This window comes from Cupriavidus sp. SHE, from assembly GCF_000812445.1.
In the GTDB taxonomy this organism is placed as follows: domain Bacteria; phylum Pseudomonadota; class Gammaproteobacteria; order Burkholderiales; family Burkholderiaceae; genus Cupriavidus; species Cupriavidus metallidurans.
The window spans coordinates 21,565-38,741 of sequence record NZ_JWMB01000021.1; the positions used below are offsets into that span (position 1 = coordinate 21,565).

The window sequence follows — 17,177 nt, forward strand, 5'->3', positions numbered from 1 at the left end:
GTGGTACGGGCGCCATGGTCTCGCCGCGCCACCTTCCCTGCCCAGAACTGGTTCGCTTCGTTCTGTTAACGCCCCGGGGTGATTCTTATTTGGTTATTTATTCTTCTCGGTCCAATCCGGGAGGATCAGACCATGCCATCGTCGGCCGTAACCACCGCGCCATTGATAAAGCGCGAGGCATCGGACGCCAGCAGCAGCAACAGGCCATCGAGGTCTTCGGGTTGGCCCAGGCGCTTGCGCGGCAGCATCTGGATCAGCTTCTGCCCCGCGTCGGTGTCCCAGTGGTGGTGGTTGATCTCGGTGTCGATATAGCCCGGGCAGATCGCGTTGGTATTGATTCCATGCCGCGCCCATTCCAGCGCCATCGCCTTGGTCATATGGACCACGGCAGCCTTGCTCATGCAGTAGACACCGATCTGCGACAGTACCTTGAGACCGGCCACAGACGCAATATTGACGATTCGCGCCTGGGGCAGCGGATTGCCCAGTTTTTCGGCGCCCTTGGCCCGCGCGATCATGCGCTTGGCCACTTCCTGGGCGACAAAGAACGCGCCTCGCGTATTGGTATCGAAGACGAAATCGAAGTCGTCAGCGGTGACGTCGGTCAACTTCTGCGTGGTGGAAACGCCCGAATTGTTGACCAGGATGTCGATCGCGCCAGCCTCGGTTTCAGCGTGCGCCACGGCCGCCCGGATACTGTCCGGATCGGTCACGTCGAGCTGCACCACGTGCGCGCTGCCGCCGTCTGCCTCAATCGAGGCACGTAGCTCCTTGAGCCGTTCCACTCGGCGCGAAGCCAGTACCACCTTGGCCCCGGCGGCCGCCAGAACATTGGAAAAACGCGTGCCCAGGCCGCTTGACGCGCCGGTCACCAGCGCGACCTTGCCTTCCAGATTAATCGACAGACCCATAGTTACCTCGGAGTTTGGGGGGCGCCCGGCCCAGCCGGACGTGCGGCGCCGACGTTACATAGGCTGGCGGCCGCAGCTTACCAAAAAAAAGAACGGTCGTTCAAAAAAAAATCTTGCCTGAGGGTGTCGAGTCCCGGACAATGCCGGAGATTCTAAGAACTTGGTCCCCAAAGCGAAAGGGGGAAATGCGGGAGACTTCGCAAAGCCCCGCAAATCCCTGCCAGTTTCTTGGAGCCCGATCACCGCATTCCCACAAACCGCAGCACCCGCACGACGGACTGCGACCCATGCGGCAGTATTGCCGCCCAGAAGAAACAGAGGGTAAGAGACAATGGATCAGCAACAGCTCGTCGAGCAGTTCGGCCCGCGAGAAGCCATGGAGTACGACGTCGTCATCGTTGGCGGCGGACCTGCAGGCCTCGCCACGGCTATTCGCCTGAAGCAACTGGCGCAAGAAAAAGGCGGCGACGTCAATGTCTGTGTGCTGGAGAAAGGCTCGGAGCCCGGCGCTCACATCCTGTCCGGCGCGATCATGGATCCGCGCGCGCTTACTGAACTGATCCCGAACTGGAAGGAACTCGGCGCGCCGCTGAACCAGCCGGTAACGGAAGACAAGTTCCTGTTCCTGAACGAATCCGGCTCCAAGGGCACCCCGCCGGCGCTGCTGCCGGAGTGCTTCCACAACCACGGCAACTACATCGTCAGCCTGTCGAACTTCGTTCGCTGGATGGGCCAGCAAGCCGAGGCGCTGGGCGTAGAAATTTTCCCGGGCTTCCCGGCCGCCGAAGTCCTGTACAACGAGGACGGCTCGGTCAAGGGCGTTGCCACGGGCAACATGGGCATCAGCAAGGAAGGCGAGCCCACCGAGAACTTCCAGCTCGGCATGGAGCTCCACGCCAAGTACACGATCTTCGCCGAGGGCGCGCGTGGCCACCTGGGCAAGCAGATCATCGCCAAGTACAAGCTCGACGCCGGCAAGGACCCGCAAAGCTACGGCATTGGCCTGAAGGAACTGTGGGAAATCGATCCGGCCAAGCATAAGCCCGGTCTGGTGGTGCACACGGCCGGCTGGCCGCTCGACCCCGCAACCTACGGCGGCTCGTTCCTCTATCACATGGAGGACAACAAGGTCGCAGTGGGCTTCGTGGTTGGCCTGGACTACACGAACCCGTGGCTGTCGCCGTTCGAGGAATTCCAGCGCTTCAAGACGCACCCGGAAATCCGCGCTTACTTTGAAGGCGGCAAGCGAATCGGCTATGGCGCCCGAGCGATCACCGCCGGCGGCCTGCTGTCGCTGCCGAAGACCGTGTTCCCGGGTGGCGCGCTGGTGGGTTGCGACGCCGGCTACCTGAACGCCTCGCGTATCAAGGGTAGCCACGCTGCGATCAAGACTGGCATGCTGGCCGCCGAGGCCGCCTACGACGCGCTGGAGGGCGGCCGTCAGCACGACGAACTGACCGCCTACCCCGCCGCGTTCGAATCGAGCTGGCTCCACAAGGAACTGCTGCAAGCGAAGAACTTCAAGCAGTGGTTCAAGAAGGGCCGCACCACCGCCACGCTGATGACCGGTATCGAGCAATGGCTGCTGCCGAAGCTTGGCATCCGCAACCCGCCCTGGACCCTCCACCGCGAAAAGCCGGACCACGTGTACCTGAAGCCGGCCGCCGAATGCGAGAAGATCGTCTATCCGAAGCCGGACGGCAAGCTCACGTTCGATCGTCTCTCGTCAGTGTTCATCAGCAACACGAACCACGAAGAAAACCAGCCCGCGCACCTGACGCTCAAGGACGCGAACGTGCCGGTGAACATCAACTGGGAAAAGTACGCCGGCCCCGAGTCGCGCTACTGCCCGGCTGGCGTGTACGAGTTCGTGCAGAACGATGACGGCAAGGAGCGCCTGCAGATCAACGCGCAGAACTGCGTGCACTGCAAGACTTGCGACATCAAGGACCCGACGCAGAACATCGTGTGGGTCACGCCGGAAGGCGGCGGCGGCCCGAACTACGTGGGCATGTAAGACGCCTGCCGCCCGAGACAAGATCAGGCGGCATTGCACGACAAGGAAAACGCCGGCCATTGGCCGGCGTTTTCTATTGGGCGAACCTTCTTTTGGGCGAACCGCGACTCAGGCGTCACCCCCGCGCGGCGCCTTGAACACCTCGACGGCAGGTGCCGGTCCCCGATACTTCTCGACGTCGGCCATGGCCGTGTGTCCGCAATTGCCTTGCGCCAGCTTCGAGGTACCGATGCCAGTTGTCAGGTTGTTGACGTCGCCATATCGGCACAGCGTCCCGGGCTTGCCTGGCTCTGCAGGATCGTACCACCCGCCCTCGCACACGCGGATAACGCCACGGCGAATGTCATCGGTAAGCCTGACGCCTACCAGCATCTGCCCGCGATCATTGAACACACGTACGATGTCGGCATCGGCAATCCCACGGGTCTTGGCATCTTCCGGATGCATCAGGCACGGTTCGCGTCCCTTGATGGCATAGCTCCCGCGCAGCACCGTGCCGCACAACTGCGAATGCAGGCGACTTCTGGGATGGCTGCTGTCGATGTGCAACGGATACCTGGTCGTGGGCCCACCCAGCCGTTCCAGCGGCTCCATCCAGGTGGGATGAGGTGGGCAATCGTCGTATTTCATGCGCGCGATGTTCGACGAGTAGATCTCGATCCGTCCCGAGGGCGTGCCGAGCGCATTGAGCAGCGGGTCATCGCGGAAATCCTTGTGCCGGATGTAACCCTTCGCCTCCTCGCCGATCGGGAACGCCAGCGGCTTGTTGCTGTTCCAGAACACATCGAACACTGGCATTTCCATGCGCTTGCCGCGTGCCTGAACGCGCGCCGCTTCGTAGAACGTGCGAATCCAGGCCATGTCGTCGCGCCCCTCTGTGAACGCCTTGCCGGTACCCATGCGCTCGCAGATCGCCGCGAAGATGTCGTAGTCGTCGCGCGCCTCGAACAGTGGGTCCACCACCTTGCGCATCGCCAGGATGTGGCTCATCGAGTAGTCGCCAATGCCTTCGATGTCATTGCGCTCGTAGGTCGTAGTGCACGGAAGCACGATGTCCGCATGACGCGCGGTGGCCGTCCACTGGAAGTCCTGCACGATGAACGTATCGAGCTTGCGCCACGCCTTGATCATCCGGTTGCGATCCTGATGATGCATGAACGGATTGCCGCCGACCCAGTAGGCCAGCCGGATGTCGGGGTACTTCGAGCGCTTGCCATTGAAGTCGTACGGCTTGCCGGGATTCTCGAGCATCTCGACGATGCGCGAGACCGGTATCGTCTCCGTCCCACCCGCTTCGAGCCACTCCGATCCTGGCGGCGGCTTCGCACCGCCGACGATACCCGGCAGCACTGGCCCGGTAGCCGTGGGGCTGCCGCCATTGGCATAGTGATAGGTGAAGCCATAGCCCCCACCGGGCAATCCGATCTGCCCCAGCATCGAGGCCAGCGTCACCAGCATCCAGTGTGACTGCTCGCCATGATGCTGACGCTGAATGGACCACCCTGCCGCCAGCATCGTGCGCTTCGAAGCGAATCGGCGCGCGAGATCGCGGATCGTGTCCGCAGGTATCTCGCAGATGCCCGCCGCCCACTCCGCATTCTTGGCCACACCATCGGACTCCCCCGTCAGATAGGGAACGAACCGATCGAAGCCAGTGGTATAGCGGGCCAGGAACTTCGCATCGTGCAGCTTTTCCGTGTACAGCGTATGCGCGATCCCAAGCATCATCGCGACATCGGTTTGCGGGCGCGGTGCCAGCCATTCGGCATCGAAATAGCGGCAGGTGTCCGTTCGCACCGGATCGATGCAGATCACCTTTACGCCCTTGCTCTTCAATGCTTCCATGCCAGGATAGGCGCCATGGTCAGGCACCTGCCAACCGATCTGGTTCGTGACCATCGGATCGGCCGCCCAGAAAACCATCAGTTCCGTGTGCTCGGCCAGCACCGGCCACGCGGTGGGTTGCTCGTAGACGTCGATCGATCCCACCACGTAAGGCAGGATCACCTGTGCCGCGCCGGTCGAGTAGTCCCCGCTGCGACTGACGAATCCGCCGTTGACGGTCAGCGCGCGTGCCAGCAACGTCTGGCAATTGTGCAGCTTGCCGGGACTCTTCCAGCCATAGGAGCCACCGAAGATCGAGGTCGGGCCGTGTTTCTTTCGCACACGCATCAGCTCCGCAGCCACGAGATCGAGCGCCTTCTCCCAACTGACCCGAACGAAATCGCCCTTGCCGCGCCCCTCGGGATTGGCACCGGCCCCCCGCTCCAGCCAGGCCCGGCGCACCATCGGATGGCGGATGCGCGTCGGTGAGTACATCGAGTCCAGCACACCGGGCAGTTGATGCGATGGCTTCGGGTCCTTCTCCCACGGCCGGACGCCCGTTACCCGACCATCGTCCACACGCATGTAGAACGCCCCCCAGTGCGATCCAGTCAGGACCTCGCGACTGCCCGCCGTTGCCGCCCGCGCACCCGACGCCAGTAGCGTGGCCCCAGTGGAACCCAACGTACCCGCGGCCAGCGCGCCCTGGATAAAGCGCCGGCGAGACATGTTCGTGTCCGACTTCCCAAATTCATTCGACATGGTGACTCCCGTCTTGTCCATCGATCACGGAGACGAGGTGGGGCTGACCATCGGGCCCCGGCGCCTCCAGCAGATTCAGATTGCCCAGCAGTCGCGCCAGCCCGCCATAGAAGCCGTCCGGGTCCAGCGCGATACATCCGTCGATCAGTGCCGGCATCCAGCCTGCCAGCCGCGCCCGCATCAAACCCTCGCCGCCGATGTGCCCCTTGCGCAGCAGCGCTGCAAGGAGCGCGAGTTCGATCGATATATGGTCAGAGGCTTCGCGCGTGGCGCCGAGGCCCATCCTGAATTGCCGCAGCAGCGCATCCATCTCGCCTGCGGCGCGTCCGTACAGCCTCGGCGGCGCTGGCGCCTCGCACGCGGCAACTGCATAGGTACTCTCGTAAAGTGATACGGCAGGGATGCCACAAACCCCTTCGAACAACCGTGTGTAGCTGACGGATAGATCCGCAGCCACGGTGTCCGCTGGCTTGCAAGGGTCCAGCGCCCGGCGAATCTGGAGCATGGCGGTATGACTCGACCATTCCACCGCAATGGCGCCGAGAACCGCGCAACCCTCCGGCGAGCGCAATCGCGCGATCTGGTTCCCGGTCGGTGGCGCCACCAGCAAGCCCGCAATCCATTCGAGCACTGGCGCCACCGTCACGTCCGGGACTCCGCTATCTTCCGTGGCGCTCGTCATGGATGGTTGCCCTTCGACGACGTACCGACGTCCTTCGAGTGATACTGCAGCCACGACAGCAGCAACCGGTACTCGGCATCGTCCAGCGACGTGTAGCGCTTCATGGCGCCGAGCGTCCCGATCCATTGGTTCGCGAGGAAATCCTCACTGTGTGGCAGTGCGTGGCACGTGGCGCAAGACGCGCGATACGTTTCATCGCTGTGATGCCAGAGTTGCGCAAGATCCGCCGACAATCCCTTCTGGGCGATCCATACTTCCAGACTGACCTGATGCCACTGTTGACCCGTATGCTCGTCCTTGATCGACGACAAGCGCTTCACCCTGGCAATCGCCTCGGGCGACAGCACGGCCTGCAGGATCCGTTGCCCCGGAAGCGCGTAGACCGCGCTGTCCGAGCCGCCGAGTTGCCAGCCCTCGACGCGTACCCGCATGCGCCCCCCGTCTCTCGACAGGACGGCGACTCTCGTGGCACCAAGCAGCTTGCCATCCTCGGCCGTGCCGCTCGCCTCCAGCGTGAAAGGCGCGGGAGAGACGACGTAGAGCGCATCGCTCTTGCCGATCACTTCGGGCGATGCCAACAGCGCAGTCAGTTTCGATGGCCCCGCCGCCGCGTGGGCAGCCGGCAGCATGATCACCTCCGCCGTGCGGTTCGGCTTCGGCGCACCAGCGTTCGGTGCTTCGACGGCCGGCACGGACTTCAGGTACTCGGCCATCGCCAGTCGATCCTCGTGCGAAAGCCGCGCGGTGTTCTCGATGACCTCTTTCATGTCTCCGCCAGCCTTCATGCCGATCGGGCCGACACCGTCTTCGAGATAACGCGCGATATCGTGCACGGACCAGTACCCAATGCCCGTCTCATCGGGCGTGATATTCGGGATGTATCCAGTGCCTTCGGGATTGGGACCACCGGAGAAACGTTTCGCGAGTGGCACGGCACCCGCCACGTTGCGCGGAGAGTGGCATTCCACGCAATGGCCCGCGCCTTCCACCAGATACCTGCCGCGCCGCCAGAGCTCACTCTTGTCCGCCGCAACCTCCGGCAACGGTTTGCCATCGAGGAAAGCCAGCCGCCACAGACCGACGCCGCGCCGCATTGAAAACGGGAATCTGAGTTCGTGATCGGGTACCGTGCCGGCCACCGGCGGCAGCGACTGCATGTAGGCGAACAGGTCGCGCAGGTCATTGCCCGTCATGCGTTGATACGACGTATAGGGGAAGGCCGGATAGGCATTGCCCTTGCCGGGGATGACGCCCTCGCGCATGGCCATGATGAACTGCTCCAGCTTCCATTGGCCGATACCGTCGTTCGGATGCGACGAGATATTCGGCATGTGGAACGTGCCGAACGCGGTCTCGAGCGAACGTCCGCCACCGAGCAGCGTATCGTCGCCCTTGCCTACCGACGCGTGGCATGTCGCGCAGTCGCCAGCGACGAACATGACACGTCCGTTCTTCAAGTCGGGGGAAGATGCGTCAGGCAGGTCACGTGACGCGTGCAGCAATCTCCAGGTGGTGGGAGCAGTAAGCGCGAGGAAGACAACGATGCCAATCGCCACGATTGCCGTGACGACGCGCAGGGACCATTTGCTTTTCATGTTTGACGACCTCTGTTGGGGAAACCCAAGTCGTCCATCACGCTACGCTTGCGAAAACGTGCGTGAATTGATACTCGACAATCGAGCTTTAACGATGACAGTTTGGTACAGATTCGATTCGCGATCCGTTAGCAGGCCGCACTGTCGAGCGGCGCCTGGACAGCGCTATGGTTTATTCCGCGGTCGATTCCACGGTGCCGCTTAACAGCGCTGACTGCCTGACGTCGAACCCCACGCTCAAGGATGCGCGAGGTTCGACGGTACCTGGTGTGCCATGTGCCCATGCCACGGGCTGCCATATCGAAGTCGTTGGCACTACGCCGCGCCCGCTTGTTCAAGTCAACACGCCCCGCCCTCGTCCGCTGGTGCCTTGTCGACGACGTAGGCCCGCAGCACCTCCGAAAGATCGGCAAACATCCGCGCGCGCAATGGATCGACCTGCAGCCATCGATCTGCATCGGATGCCCCCACTGCCTGCTCCACCCCGTGCCGCAATTGCGCGTAGGCAGCGTAACGATCATTCCAAGCTAGCCGAAGTACGCACATGGATTGGAGCGCGTCTCGCGTCAGAGCCGTGTCAGACCGGCATGCAGGTGGTGGCCAGCAACTGCTCGTAGATGAAGCATTGCAGCAGCGTCAACTCGCGCTCGCCCAGCGCATCGAATGCCACGCCGAAGGCCGGGAATTCGTCATCGTGCGGCGAAGCCGCGCTGCGCACCGTGCCGTCGATGATCACTTCGGCATCGAGCGAAGCCGTCTTCAGACGAAAACGCAGACGCACCTTCTGACCCACGGCAGGGGCCAGCGAGGATGTCTGCACAAGTGCCCCGCCGGTGCTGAGATCGGACAGCACGCCCAGCCGCGCCATCCCTTGGCTCATACGATCATCCATGCCGGCATTGGATGGCTGGCCATCCTCATCCCCGCCCTCGGTCAAATAGGCCGCCAATCGCGTAGGCACACGCGCCGCACGCCGCACGGGCATCTGCTCGGTCTGCGCCGGCGCCGACAGCACGAGATACCGGAACGGGCTGCGGCAGACCGCCGTGATCGTCGAGGTGAAGCTGTGGATGGCCTGGCCCGAGAAGCCGCGTAGCAGCAAGGGCTCGCCGGCCTGCAGCATCAGGTCCCGCCCCCCCAGTGTTGGCCACGTGATGAACAATCCCTGATCGACAAACCCGATCAGGCGGCTGGCGGCGGCGCGCGACTTCTCGCCTGGCGTCTTCACGTGCAGCAGCGTGCCAACCTGCAAACCGAGCGGGCCAGCGGAGAGGCGCGAAGCGGTTTGCACCTCGGGTTCGTTGCCGGCTTCGGGTATGTCATCTGGCCGGCAGACCTGTCCGTGGCGGAAGACCAGGGCCAGGTCGCGGGCGTCGGGAATGATGCTGCCGCTGTCGAGCATCAGGTTGCCCTGCTCGTCGAGCAGCGACCAGGGTAATGGCTGCCCCACTGGCAGGTCCTGGGGAGATAGCAGAATCATGGTGTGAACGCGGCTCCATGAGATGCGCCGGGACCGGACGAGCGGAAATGCGGCGCGATGCATGTATGAAAGGCGGCCGTGCCAAACCGATGGACTCCCGGCCCTTGAAGGCTGCTATCGGCCAATGTGACGAAACCTTGACCCTTCCGAGCGCACGCGCCCCGGCAGACAGCACACCTCAGTTAGCGGGCGATCATCGGCCACCTGTAGCGCTCGGGCAGCTTGCCGCTTGACGCGGCTCAATCATCGCTGCAGAATCAGCCACTTGCGCAAAGCTGTCTGACAGACTGACATATCAATTCCAATGAATCGTCTCTCCCGCCCCGCCTCCCTTGCCAGCCGCATCGCCCAGGCGCTGCGCGACGATATCGCCGCCGGACGCTTTGCCGCTGGCGCCCGGTTGCCGGCCGAGGCCACGCTGGCGGAGACGTTCGATGTAAGCCGGCCGATCGTGCGCGAAGCCATCGCCCTGCTGAAGGCCGACGGGATACTGGTCACCCGCAAGGGGTCCGGCGCCTATGTCTCCGAGACACCGGGCGGGCAAGTCTGGCGCGTAGCCAGCGCCCCGGACGGCGGCCCGACGCTGGTTCAGCTATTCGAATTACGACGCGTAGTGGAAACCGCATGCGCCGAAATGGCGGCCGCGCGCCGCACCGATGCCGATCTGGTCGCGATCCGTGCCGCACTGGCCACGATGAAGACCCACGCCACAGACTTCCCGAGCGCGGCCGCCGCCGACATTGCGTTCCACCACGCAATTGCCCAAGCCGCCCACAACCCCTGCTTTACCGGGCTAACGGATTTCGTCAGCCAGCAATTGCTCGTGGCGCGCCAGCACGCCTGGGAGAACAGCGCCCGCCTCGGCGCATTGCATGGCACACCACGCGCTGCCGACGCAGAGCATGCAGCCCTGGTCGAGGCCATCGCGGCCGGCGACCCCTCGGCGGCCCGCGCGGCGGCCACCGCCCACCTGTCCGCCGCCGCTGCGCGGATGGGCCTCGACTGAACAACGGATATCAGAGCAACAAGGAGCAGAGAGATGGAACAAGTAGATTGCGTCGTGATCGGCGCTGGCGTGGTCGGTCTGGCCGTTGCGCGCGCGCTGGCGTTGCAGGGCCGCGAGGTCATCATTCTCGAGGCCGAGAACGCGTTCGGCACGATTACGAGCGCGCGCAACAGCGAGGTGATCCACGCCGGCATCTACTATCCCGCGGGGTCGCTCAAGGCCGAACTGTGTGTGCGCGGCAAGGCGATGCTCTACGACTACTGCGCCAGCCATCATGTCGCCCATCAGCGCTGCGGCAAGCTGATCGTCGCCACCAGCACCGCCCAGGTGGCCACGCTGGAGAGCATTCGCGCCAAGGCCGCCGCCAACGGCGTGCATGACATGCAACTGCTGACGCGCGACGAAGCGCGGGCGATGGAACCCCAGCTCGAATGCGAAGCCGCCCTGCTCTCACCTTCCACCGGCATCATCGACAGCCACGGCCTGATGACCGCGCTGCTTGGCGATGCCGAGCGGGCCGGCGCGATGCTGGCCGTGCAGTCGCCGGTGCTGTCGGGCGCGGTGACGCCGGACGGCATCCGGCTCGAGGTCGGTAGCGATGATGGATCGACCGTGCTGCTCGCCCGCACGGTCGTCAATTCGGCGGGGCTGACCGCGCCGGATCTGGCACGCCGCATCGACGGCATTCCGCCCGAACATATCCCACCGCAGTACTACGCCAAGGGCTGCTATTTCACACTCGCCGGCCGCGCCCCGTTCTCGCGGCTGATCTATCCGGTGCCCGAAGCAGCCGGGCTGGGCGTGCATCTGACGCTAGACATGGGGGGTCAGGCACGCTTCGGTCCCAACGTGCGCTGGATCGACGAGATCGAATACAGCGTGCCGCCGCACGATGCCGATAGTTTCTACGACGAAGTCCGCCGCTACTGGCCCGGCCTGGCCGACGGCGCACTGCAGCCGGGTTATGCCGGCATCCGGCCGAAGATCAGTGGCCCGACGGAGGTTGCGGCCGATTTCCGGATCGACGGGCCTCGGACGCATGGCGTGCCGGGGCTGGTGAACCTGTTCGGCATCGAGTCGCCCGGGCTGACTTCGTCGCTGGCGATCGCGGAACGCGTGGCGGGGTTGCTGGAGTACTGATGGTTTGCACCCCTCTTCCGCGAGCGGTGTATAGACCGGAGAGGGGTGCGCGTAGCGCCGGACATCCGTCAGATCGACGATCTCAGGCCCGTTCGGGCTCCCCGCGAAAACTCATCACGGCGCATCCCGCGCCAATCAGCGCCGCCAGCGCCGCTAGCCCGAACGTGTGCATCGGCGCGAGCGTCTTCCACGTCCAGCCCATCGCCAGGCCGCCGAGCGTGCCGCCCACGCCGTAGGAAATGCCTGTGTACAGCGCCTGCCCCCGCCCCTGCAGCGGGCCGGCGAACCAGCGTTGCAGGCGCTTGAGGCTGGCACTGTGGTGCGCGCCAAAGGTGGCTGCGTGCAGGATCTGCACTAGCGCCATCAGCCAGGCGTACTGCGCGAAGTAACCGGTCATGCCGAAACGCAGCGCGGCCAGCACGAATGTGCCTGCCAGAATCGTGCGCAGCGCCAGCGCGCCGAACAGCTTTCCCTGATAGAAGAAGAACACGATCTCGGCCACCACGCCGATGGTCCACATCACACCAATCGCAAACTTGCTGTAGCCAAGCTGCTCCAGATAGAGCGAGTAGAAGACGTAGAGCGCCGCGTGGGCGAACATCATCAGGAAGGCCGATGCGAAAAACCAGGCCACATCGGGCCGCCGCAGCAGCGGCAGCGCAGGTGGGGGGGCTGCGCGCGGGCCTTCGTCGGCCGCGTCGCGCATGCCGAAGACCACCAGCGCGAACAGCGCCAGCATCGTGCTGGCCAGCCACGGAAACGCCTGCATGCCAAAGCGCTCAAACAACGCGCCGCCCGTCAGCACCGCGGCGATAAAGCCGATCGAGCCGAACATCCGCACACGCCCGTAGCGATGGTCGAACGCGCCGTGGCGGCGCAGCGTCGAGATCGTCAGCGCGTCGCCCAGCGGCGACATGGCGCTCGTGATCAGGTTGAGCCCGATCATCATCGCCATCATGCCGCCGTAGCTCTGGATACCGGGCACGGCCAGAAATGCCAGCAATGCCGTGACCGCGGCCAGCCGCAACAGCTTCACGCGTGTGTGCATCACGTCCGAGAGCCAGCCCCACAGATACGGGCCCACGATGCGGGATAGCTGGAAACAGGCCATCAGCACGCCGATTTGCACCGGCGAATAGCCCCGGTCGGCGAAAAACAGGCTGACGTACGGCGATATCACGCCGACATAGCCGTAATAGCCGAGATAGAAGAGTCCGAAACGGAGATAGGTCCCCGGGTCGATCGACCCGGAAACGCGAGTGCTCAGGATTTGCCCGGTGCTTGCGCCGGGATGCGCGGGGTGTCGACGCGGACGTCACCGCATTGGGCGCGATGCCGCAATGCGTGGTCCATCAGCACCAGCGCGAGCATGGCTTCGGCGATCGGCGTGGCGCGGATGCCGACGCACGGGTCGTGGCGGCCGAACGTTTCCACGCTGGCCGGGCTGCCAGCCTTGTCGATCGATTCGCGCGCGGTACGGATGCTCGACGTCGGCTTGATTGCCAGCGATACCTTGATGTCCTGCCCCGTGGAAATCCCGCCGAGCACGCCACCCGAGTTATTCGTGCGGAACCCCTCCGGCGTCAGTTCGTCGCCATGCACGGTGCCGCGCTGGGACACGCTGTCGAAGCCAGCGCCGATCTCGACGCCCTTGACCGCGTTGATGCCCATCATTGCGTGCGCGATATCGGCGTCGAGCTTGTCGAACAGCGGCTCGCCCAGACCCACCGGCACATGGCTGGCCACCACTTCAATACGCGCGCCGACGGAGTCGCCGTCGCGGCGCAGCGCATCCATGTAGGTTTCCAATTCGGGAACGATATCGGCATTCGCCGCGAAGAACGGGTTCTCCGGCACGTGTTTCCAGTCGGTGAACGGCACTTCGACCTCACCGAGTTGCGACATGTAGCCACGAATCTCGGTGCCGTACTGCTCATTCAGCCATTTCTTCGCGATTGCCGCGGCGGCCACCACGGGCGCGGTCAGGCGCGCCGACGAGCGGCCACCACCGCGATAGTCACGGATACCGTACTTGTGCCAGTAGGTGTAGTCGGCATGGCCCGGGCGGAACGTCTCGACGATGTTGCCGTAGTCCTTGCTGCGCTGGTCGGTGTTGCGGATCAGCAGACAGATCGGCGTGCCCGTGGTCTTGCCTTCGAATACGCCGGACAGGATCTCCACCTGATCCGCTTCCTGGCGCTGCGTCACGTGGCGCGACGTGCCGGGCTTGCGGCGGTCCAGGTCGATCTGGATGTCGGCTTCGGTCAGCGACATCCCCGGCGGGCAGCCATCCACTACCGCGCCGATGGCGGGCCCGTGCGATTCGCCGAACGTGGTAACTGTGAAAAGCAGGCCGAGGGTATTGCCAGACATGATCGAAACCGCACAGGAATTGGGGACGGCCTACATTGTACGGCTATTTTGCAGGGCTATTGCTGCCCGAAAGCCGCCTCGGGCCGGCCTGCCGTTGCGGCGGAGGCTGGCGCGAAGACCCCACTGCCCTGGAAATCAGGGTAGTACCGGGTCCGCATCCGGGCCATATAGGCGATCAGGTTCGGATGTGACTCGGCCGCGGCGCGAATTGGCGTCTCGAATACCGGGGACAGCAGGCTGGCCGCGAATGCGAACAGCGTGGCGTCCGCGCCGCATGGGTTGTTTCCCATCAGGTAGGGCTTGTCACCAAGGATGTCGGTGATCGCCTTGATGCCCTGCACCGCCATCGCCGTCATGTCCTGCTCGCTATGCCGGCCAAGGCCCTGCGCCCAGAGCATCTGCCGCACCTTGCGGCGTACCAGCACCTTGACCAGGCCACGCAACGGCCCCGGCACGACGTTGAAGAACTGCGCCGGACCGCGCTCGAAGTTGTCACGCTCCAGCCAGCGCACACGCGCCACCGCCCAGTAGAGGTTGTCCTCCATGAGCTTTTCCACGGCCCACGCGGTACCCCGCTCGGCCGGGCTCAGTCCTTCATCGAAATCGACGTGGTACGTCTTCTCGATATGCCAGCGGATCAGCGTCGAGTCCGCGACGATCCGGCCCATATCGTCCAGGTACGGCAGCTTGCCCTTGGGCGCGCGCCGCAGGTTGCCGCGCGCGGTCTGGTACGGCAGGCCGGCCATCTTCAGCAGCAACTCGGCCTTCATGACGAACGGGCTCGCATCGGGCAGGCCAAACGACGGGCCGAACGTGAAGAGCGTGATCATGGCTATTTCCAGTCGCCGCGCAGCGCGAGCACCATTTGTTGAAGACTCTCCGGCGTGGCCGCTTCGGGCGGCACCGGCTCACCAACCACCAGTTCCAGCTTGCTCAGGATGCCGCGCCGGAACGGACGGGTCATCGCCGGCGCGCCCTTGCGCGAGAAAAAGCTGCCCCAGAGCCCGCGCAACGCCATCGGCACCACCGGCACCGGCGTTCGCTCAATGATCTGGCGCACACCGCTCTTGAACGGATTGACGTCGCCAGTGGCTGTGATCTTGCCTTCGGGGAAGATGCAGACGAGGTCGCCATCGGCCAGCGCGGCCGCCACGGTATCGTAGGCGCGCGCCAGCATCTCCGGATCTTCGTGCGCGGGTGCGATCGGAATCGCCTTGGCCTGCCGGAAGAACCACGACAGCAGCGGCACCTTGAATATGTTGTGGTCCATCAAGAAGCGCACCGGCCGGGGGCTGGCCGCCATCAGCACCACCGCATCGGCAAAGCTGACATGGTTACAGACCAGCACCGCCGCCCCCTCCTCCGGGATGCGCTCGGCGTTGATGCGGCGCAGGCGGTAAATCGTATGCACCAGCACCCAGGCGATGAAACGCAGCAGGAACTCGGGCACCAGCGTGTAGATGTAGATCGCCACCACCGCGTTGAGCAGCCCCACCACCAGGAACAGTTGCGGAATGGTGTAGCCGGCCTGGGTCATGTACACGCCCAGCAGCGAGGCGCCGATCATGAAGAAGCTGTTCAGGATGTTGTTGGCCGCGATGATCCGCGCGCGGTGCGTGGGCGCGGACCGGCTCTGGATCAGCGCATAGAGCGGCACACTGTAGAAGCCGCCGAACATCGCCACGCCGAACAGATCCACCAGCACATGCCAGGTGCCCGGCTGAGCCAGGAAGCCCGGGATGCCGTTCAGCGAGGCGCCGGCGGCGAGCCCGTGCGACGCCAGGTACAGATCGACGGCGAACACCGTCATGCCGATCGAGCCGAACGGCACCAGGCCAATCTCCACGTGACGCCCGGACAGCCGCTCGCACAGCAGCGACCCGGTGCCGATCCCGATCGAGAATACGGCCAGCAGCAGCGTCACCACGTTCTGATCGCCGCCCAGCACGTCCTTGGCAAAGCTGAAGAACGAGGTCAGGAACGTGGCCCCGAGGAACCAGAGCCACGAAATACCGAGCAGGCTCAGGAACACCACGCGGCGCTCGCGCGCGAGCATGAGGTTGCGCCAGGTCTCCGTGAACGGGTTCCAGTTGATGCGGAGGTCCGGCTGCGGAGCGGGCGACAGGGGGATGCCCTGCGACACCGTCCGCCCCGCCACGGCGATAGCGACACAGGCGATACCGACGTACAGCGGACCGATCACGGTGCCATCGCCACGTGCGATGCCGGCCATCTCGCCGCCAAGCAGCGTGCCGAACAGAATGGCCACGAACGTGCCCATTTCCACCAGACCGTTGCCGCCAACCAGTTCGGTCTGGTCCAGATGCTGCGGCAGATAGGCGAATTTGACCGGGCCGAACAGGGTCGAATGCAGCCCCATCAGGAACGTGCCGAGGTACAGCAGTGTGGCGCTGTGCAGGTAAAAGCCGGCCAGCCCGACCAGCATGATCGCGATCTCCAGCGACTTGACCAGCCGGATCAGCTTCGATTTCTCGATCTTGTCGGCAATCTGGCCGCTCGTGGCGGAAAACAGCACGAACGGCGCGATGAAGATCGCCGAAATCAGGAATGCCGCGCTGTGGGGGTCGACACCCTCGAACAGCGTGGCATGGTAGGTAACCAGGGAAGTGAAAGCGACCTTGAAGACGTTGTCGTTCATCGCCCCAAGGAACTGCGTCCAGAAGAACGGCGCAAACCGGCGCGCGCCAAGCAGGCGAAACTGGCTTTGTTGGCTCATGAGCAGCGTTTCTTATTGACCCCGGTTACCCGCCGGGGCATCAGGCCGCCGCCATCATACCTGCAGGGGGCGCCAGGACTGCCGAGGGGATCAGCCGGCGCGCTCTTCCTTCTCTTCGGGCCAGTCGCGGATATAGGCCTTGAGCATCTTGTTCTCGAAGCTCTGCTCTTCCACCACGGATTTGGCTACGTCGTAGAACGAGATCACGCCCATCAGTGTGCGATTGTCGAGTACTGGCAGGTAACGGGTGTGGCGCTCCAGCATCATGCGGCGCACTTCGTTGACGTCGGTCTCGGGGGTGCAGGTCAGCGGCGCGTCGTCCATGAGCTTGCGGATGCTGTGGGTGCCCAGCGTGCCGTTGTTGGCCGCCATTGTCTCGATGATCTCGCGGAAAGTCAGCATCCCGACGAGATCGCCGTATTCCATCACCACCAGCGAGCCAATGTCGTGCTCGGCCATCGCCTGGACGGCCTGCATCAATGGCGTATCCGGCGTGACGGTAAAGAGCGTGTTGCCCTTGAGTTGCAGGATATCGCTGACTTTCATGATGGTGTCTCCGCTGCTTTGCGTATTGCTGTGCCTGATGGTATCCAGGCTGGTTTCGTGAGGGGCGCGCCCGATGGTCGATCCTAGCCCAAACCGCCATCTCA

The 17,177-nt window shown here is 64.1% G+C and carries 14 protein-coding genes; 3 read left to right on the top strand and 11 right to left on the bottom strand.

Translation table 11 applies throughout. From position 1 onward, the window contains the following. Nucleotides 1–125: 125 nt before the first annotated feature. On the bottom strand, nt 126–911 hold the full coding sequence (locus tag RN01_RS11130; protein WP_008650518.1) for an SDR family oxidoreductase: 786 nt from the start codon (nt 909–911) through the stop codon (nt 126–128). A gap of 331 nt (nt 912–1,242) precedes the next feature. On the opposite strand from RN01_RS11130, the gene RN01_RS11135 reads away from it, so the two are divergent. Next, a complete protein-coding gene (locus RN01_RS11135) occupies nt 1,243–2,928 on the top strand; it encodes an electron transfer flavoprotein-ubiquinone oxidoreductase (protein WP_024569195.1) in 1,686 nt (561 codons plus the stop codon). A gap of 108 nt (nt 2,929–3,036) precedes the next feature. Here the strand turns inward: RN01_RS11135 and torA are convergent, their stop codons facing one another. From torA to RN01_RS11155, 5 genes are all read right to left on the bottom strand, one after another. Beyond that, entirely contained in the window at nt 3,037–5,514 is a 2,478-nt protein-coding gene (gene torA, locus RN01_RS11140) for a trimethylamine-N-oxide reductase TorA (protein WP_024569194.1), read from the bottom strand. After that, nucleotides 5,504–6,196 carry a molecular chaperone gene (locus tag RN01_RS11145; protein WP_024569193.1) on the bottom strand — a complete coding sequence of 231 codons (693 nt, stop codon included), beginning with the start codon at nt 6,194–6,196 and terminating at the stop codon, nt 5,504–5,506. The genes torA and RN01_RS11145 overlap by 11 nt, the downstream gene beginning before the upstream one ends. Further along, a complete protein-coding gene (locus tag RN01_RS11150) occupies nt 6,193–7,791 on the bottom strand; it encodes a c-type cytochrome (protein WP_029699621.1) in 1,599 nt (532 codons plus the stop codon). The genes RN01_RS11145 and RN01_RS11150 overlap by 4 nt, the downstream gene beginning before the upstream one ends. A gap of 339 nt (nt 7,792–8,130) precedes the next feature. After that, nucleotides 8,131–8,262: a hypothetical protein gene (locus RN01_RS34890; protein ID WP_017515237.1), complete on the bottom strand. Its 132-nt coding sequence runs from the start codon at nt 8,260–8,262 to the stop codon at nt 8,131–8,133. 106 nt (nt 8,263–8,368) lie between these two features. Continuing rightward, nucleotides 8,369–9,271, bottom strand: a complete 903-nt coding sequence (locus RN01_RS11155; RefSeq protein WP_024569192.1) for a flagellar brake protein — start codon at nt 9,269–9,271, stop codon at nt 8,369–8,371. Between the two features lie 304 nt (nt 9,272–9,575). On the opposite strand from RN01_RS11155, the gene RN01_RS11160 reads away from it, so the two are divergent. Beyond that, the gene (locus tag RN01_RS11160; protein WP_017514319.1) at nt 9,576–10,277 is read left to right on the top strand and encodes a FadR/GntR family transcriptional regulator; all 702 of its coding nucleotides are present in this window, start codon (nt 9,576–9,578) and stop codon (nt 10,275–10,277) included. Nucleotides 10,278–10,310: 33 nt separating this feature from the next. Next, entirely contained in the window at nt 10,311–11,417 is a 1,107-nt protein-coding gene (locus RN01_RS34590) for an NAD(P)/FAD-dependent oxidoreductase (RefSeq protein ID WP_017514320.1), read from the top strand. An 82-nt stretch (nt 11,418–11,499) separates the two neighbouring features. Here RN01_RS34590 and RN01_RS11170 read toward each other — a convergent pair whose 3' ends face one another. The 5 genes from RN01_RS11170 to RN01_RS11190 all read right to left on the bottom strand — a co-directional run bounded on the left by RN01_RS11170 (nt 11,500) and on the right by RN01_RS11190 (nt 17,073). Next, nucleotides 11,500–12,597 (bottom strand): MFS transporter, encoded by a 1,098-nt coding sequence (locus RN01_RS11170; protein ID WP_017514321.1) that lies wholly within the window; start codon nt 12,595–12,597, stop codon nt 11,500–11,502. An 83-nt stretch (nt 12,598–12,680) separates the two neighbouring features. Then, nucleotides 12,681–13,790 carry a chorismate synthase gene (aroC, locus tag RN01_RS11175; RefSeq protein ID WP_011515925.1) on the bottom strand — a complete coding sequence of 370 codons (1,110 nt, stop codon included), beginning with the start codon at nt 13,788–13,790 and terminating at the stop codon, nt 12,681–12,683. A gap of 56 nt (nt 13,791–13,846) precedes the next feature. Beyond that, nucleotides 13,847–14,620, bottom strand: a complete 774-nt coding sequence (locus tag RN01_RS11180; protein WP_011515924.1) for a glutathione S-transferase family protein — start codon at nt 14,618–14,620, stop codon at nt 13,847–13,849. A gap of 2 nt (nt 14,621–14,622) precedes the next feature. Beyond that, nucleotides 14,623–16,527, bottom strand: a complete 1,905-nt coding sequence (locus tag RN01_RS11185; protein WP_024569191.1) for an MFS transporter — start codon at nt 16,525–16,527, stop codon at nt 14,623–14,625. A 90-nt stretch (nt 16,528–16,617) separates the two neighbouring features. Next, the gene (locus RN01_RS11190) at nt 16,618–17,073 is read right to left on the bottom strand and encodes a CBS domain-containing protein (protein WP_008650530.1); all 456 of its coding nucleotides are present in this window, start codon (nt 17,071–17,073) and stop codon (nt 16,618–16,620) included. Between the last annotated feature and the right edge of the window lie 104 nt (nt 17,074–17,177).

Excerpts from the sequence above, each read along its gene's own strand:
- RN01_RS11190 (WP_008650530.1), bottom strand. The coding sequence starts at position 17,073 with ATGAAAGTCAGCGATATCCTGCAACTCAAGGGCAACACGCTCTTTACC.
- RN01_RS34590 (WP_017514320.1), top strand. The coding sequence starts at position 10,311 with ATGGAACAAGTAGATTGCGTCGTGATCGGCGCTGGCGTGGTCGGTCTG.
- RN01_RS11145 (WP_024569193.1), bottom strand. The coding sequence starts at position 6,196 with ATGACGAGCGCCACGGAAGATAGCGGAGTCCCGGACGTGACGGTGGCG.
- RN01_RS11155 (WP_024569192.1), bottom strand. The coding sequence starts at position 9,271 with ATGATTCTGCTATCTCCCCAGGACCTGCCAGTGGGGCAGCCATTACCC.
- RN01_RS11135 (WP_024569195.1), top strand. The coding sequence starts at position 1,243 with ATGGATCAGCAACAGCTCGTCGAGCAGTTCGGCCCGCGAGAAGCCATG.
- RN01_RS11160 (WP_017514319.1), top strand. The coding sequence starts at position 9,576 with ATGAATCGTCTCTCCCGCCCCGCCTCCCTTGCCAGCCGCATCGCCCAG.
- aroC (WP_011515925.1), bottom strand. The coding sequence starts at position 13,790 with ATGTCTGGCAATACCCTCGGCCTGCTTTTCACAGTTACCACGTTCGGC.
- torA (WP_024569194.1), bottom strand. The coding sequence starts at position 5,514 with ATGTCGAATGAATTTGGGAAGTCGGACACGAACATGTCTCGCCGGCGC.
- RN01_RS11180 (WP_011515924.1), bottom strand. The coding sequence starts at position 14,620 with ATGATCACGCTCTTCACGTTCGGCCCGTCGTTTGGCCTGCCCGATGCG.
- RN01_RS11130 (WP_008650518.1), bottom strand. The coding sequence starts at position 911 with ATGGGTCTGTCGATTAATCTGGAAGGCAAGGTCGCGCTGGTGACCGGC.
- RN01_RS11150 (WP_029699621.1), bottom strand. The coding sequence starts at position 7,791 with ATGAAAAGCAAATGGTCCCTGCGCGTCGTCACGGCAATCGTGGCGATT.
- RN01_RS11185 (WP_024569191.1), bottom strand. The coding sequence starts at position 16,527 with ATGAGCCAACAAAGCCAGTTTCGCCTGCTTGGCGCGCGCCGGTTTGCG.